This window comes from Pseudoalteromonas sp. MMG005 (genome assembly GCF_018101015.1).
In the GTDB taxonomy this organism is placed as follows: Bacteria; Pseudomonadota; Gammaproteobacteria; order Enterobacterales; family Alteromonadaceae; genus Pseudoalteromonas; species Pseudoalteromonas aurantia.
Genome location: NZ_JAGJEK010000050.1, coordinates 1 through 3,528, shown reverse-complemented (window position 1 = coordinate 3,528; position 3,528 = coordinate 1). Strand labels below are relative to the sequence as shown.

Annotated in this window: 2 protein-coding genes; both read right to left on the bottom strand. The window is 36.1% G+C overall.

Annotation, left to right across the window (positions count from 1 at the left end):
• Positions 1-986: 986 nt before the first annotated feature.
• Positions 987-1,838, bottom strand: coding sequence for a glycosyltransferase (locus J8M01_RS23585; protein ID WP_211059575.1), 852 nt, complete (start codon positions 1,836-1,838; stop codon positions 987-989).
• Between the two features lie 180 nt (positions 1,839-2,018).
• Positions 2,019-3,528: condensation domain-containing protein (locus J8M01_RS23580; RefSeq protein WP_211059574.1), on the bottom strand; the 1,510-nt coding region annotated here is incomplete at its 5' end.

Below are 3,528 nucleotides of genomic sequence, written 5' to 3'. Positions count from 1 at the left end.
AGGGTCTGGCTGCTCACTATCAAAGCCTACCTTTAATTGATCATTATCAACTACTTCAAATGAGAATAGCGCCTCTGAACACTCCGCTATCAAGTCTTTAATATTTTCCACTGAAACTCTACCCTTAATATTTAAAATAGCCCTATTCTTAATGACGGTTACCCACACTGCGAACAAAACTTAATCGTGATATTACATCTATAATAATGTGTTGTGACGCTCATCCTATCCGTTGCGATATGTCGCAGCTGCCACGTAAATTCCAATAACTAAAAAAATAATGAGCATGCTTTTAAGTCTTCTCGGCGAAAGCTTAACTTGCTCATTTACCCTCTTTCAATTTCTCATACCCATAAATTAATGTGAACTGTTGTAATAACATCGACTAAACAAAGCGTCACAAAAGCAATAATGCCAAAATACGCACAACGGTTGCCTTGTTTCGATTTTTGTACGTTCTTATTCTATTCAATAAACAACAACCACTTTATAGGAACCTAGCATTTAACTGATATCTAATTGCATCAACTTATGACTCACCTTATGCCACTCTTATGGTCGCTTTAGTCATGTTTGAATAAATTATAAATCACCGATATTTATATTTAACGCCCTTGACGACAATAAACATCGCTTTTTTTACTTCTCAAAATATCATCAATTTTTGATAACAATCCTATTAGACATGATCCCCTTACGTACAACATCAAGATATAGTTTGGGTTAGCATGATTTTTTATCTGCTCTTCGCACCAATAGTGTTTACCCGATAAACCAATAGCAAAAGTCATCCATTGGACTAAGATTCTACACAATTGCGTAGGAAACAATATTGACATTAAAGCGAGTACTTCTTAGTTTACCGCTAATTTAATTTAAAAAGCAATACCCTTTTGAAGCTGATGTGAGGTGATATTACCAAGACGTGGGTTCATTTATAGCGTAAGCAGGCGATTTTTAAATATGGCCTGCTCCAATCATTCACGTTACGCTAACCGGATTACCTCTTGCCAGCCATGATTTTTCATCAACTTAGTTGCATGTAAATTGTGCTTTTTATCTATATAGTCAATATTGTGCTTTGCTGTTTCTTTTCTTTTCTCACCATCTTTATAATGTGGATAGTGAATAGATTCGAAACTATCCATTAATTGGAACTTGCAACCAAATTGATATAATCGAATCCCAAGCTCCACATCTTCTCCTCCCCAAGAACTGAAATACTCATCAAACCCACCTAACTCTCTAATGATTTCAGTTGAGCATGATAAATGACTGGTCCAACAGAGGATCCAAGGAACGGTCACTGTATTAATTTCAAAATTAATTGATTTTAAATACTCATACCTACAATCAAACAACTGCGTGTTCTGTTTCATGACTGAAAAAGCATCCGCCACACTGTTTTTCTCTAAAATACCCACTAAATCTTCGCTATTTTCGGTAGTAAACTCATTAATACCATAAGACATTCCAATTGTAACACCGCTGCTATTACTCAAACTCGATACATAATGTTTTTGTAACAACATAGGTGAAGCCAACATGCCAGCATCAAAGAATAAAATGCGATTGAATATCGCACTGTCTATTCCTATGTTTCTTGCTTTGGCGACTCTGAAGCCACTGTCTTGCTGATAAAAATAGCTGACATTGATGATGCTTTTATAGGGTTCTACCATAGACCGCGTATCATCTGATGAACCATCATCGATGATCAACACTTCATATTTATCTTTTGATAAGTACTGATCAACCAATGAATCTAGTGTTCTTTTTAAAATATCCCTACTGTTATACGTTGGAATAATAATGCTGATACCTTGATTTGCATTCATTAAAATATCCTTTTTTGCTTGTTATTTTTCAGTTTTTCTATCGCTGGGTTATCTTCATATCAATATGAAAGGTTATTGTTTTCACTTTTATCATTGAGCCAACATAAAGAAAACCAAGCACAGATAAAGCTAATTAGTCTTTATTTCTCATAACGACCACATTGTGAATATATGGGCCTGTTAATCATTATCTGTATTCAGTAATTTCCGAACACACGTTTTTGATAACGCCTTAATCGTATCCAAGTGGTAAATTTTACGCCCGAAGTGCCAATGCAACTCTAATTGATCTTGAGAGTACTGAATTTGACAACTGATTTTATGAACTGCCTCGCGCTTCTCACCTATCATTTCCTCTACACCTAGCAGAGAGAGATTAGTATTACCATTAAATGGGACCGGTGCAACTAAGTTTCTAGGTACATAATTTATTGCAAATTCAGGCTTGTCTAGATTTGAAATATCATGTTCAGGCAATATATCAATCGGCTTATACTTTAATAAATTGAAACCTCTTGCATAATTTTTTGCTTCTTGCATCGAAGATTTGACATTTAAAACCGCTTCTTCTCGGGCACTTAATGGGTCTATATTAATGTGTACTGGCACAAATTCGTTCATCCATCCCACAGCTTCAGATAAATCTAACTCTTGATACAAATCTCGTCCAAAAACAACCAATTCAAAATAAAATGATGGATGATCAATCCAGTCTGAGATGGTTTCTGACATAGCTGCAATAATCACATCAAACTCATCACATGCTAGCGATTTAGAAAATTCGGCTATTTTATTTGTGTCTATGGGTGATAGGGTTTCAACATACTTGATATTATTACCAATCGTATTTACCGCATCAGAAAACTCATAGTCAGTCGGTAGGCTTATACTGACTCTGCCTTTTTTACTCTCCCAATAACGAATATTGCGTACAGCCTCTTTAGAATTCAACCAAGTCGCATTCGCTCGAACCCATTGACTAAAGCCACCCCCTATCGCTGCTGTTTCAAAAGGCCTACCTTGCTCCAACTCGCTAAATATAACCATAAAGTCTCTTAGCACAATATTGACTGAGTACTGGTCAAATAGAAAGTGGTGAAGTAGTACAATGATCCGGTCGCTGCTATCTTCACCCAAATCGCAATATAGAAACTTAATCATTGATTTAGACATATCGAGGCTATTTTTGAATACGCTAATCTGCGCGTCAATCTGACTTACATTACACTCAGATAAATTCTTTTTACATAAATAGTCTTCAACATTTAAACGACCTAAGGCTTCTTGATAAGTGTCTTCATGTTTAATGATGTGCGCCCTCAAACCCTCATGTAAAGTTAATAGCGTAGCAATGGCTTGTTCAAACACATCTACAAGGTTTGATGTATCATTGATTGCTAACTCATAACTCACACCCCACTGCTCTAAATCCCTAGTCCGGCCATCGAAATACCAACTGCGATTACCAGGCAACATGTATGCTTGGGTGAGCTTTGCCGTACTTGCAAATGGTGTAACGCCGGTTTGTAAATAAGGGCTTAAACTCTTTATAGAAGGATTGTTATAAATATCACGTAACGATACTTCATATCCTGATTTTTTTATCATCGAAAGCAGCTTGATTATATTGATCGAGTTGCCACCCATTGTAAAAAAATTTGCCGTGGTGCTAATACCTGTCGCTTCAATG

What these genes read in the sequence shown, in the direction of transcription:
- J8M01_RS23585 (WP_211059575.1), bottom strand. Translation starts at nt 1,838, where the DNA reads ATGAATGCAAATCAAGGTATCAGCATTATTATTCCAACGTATAACAGT.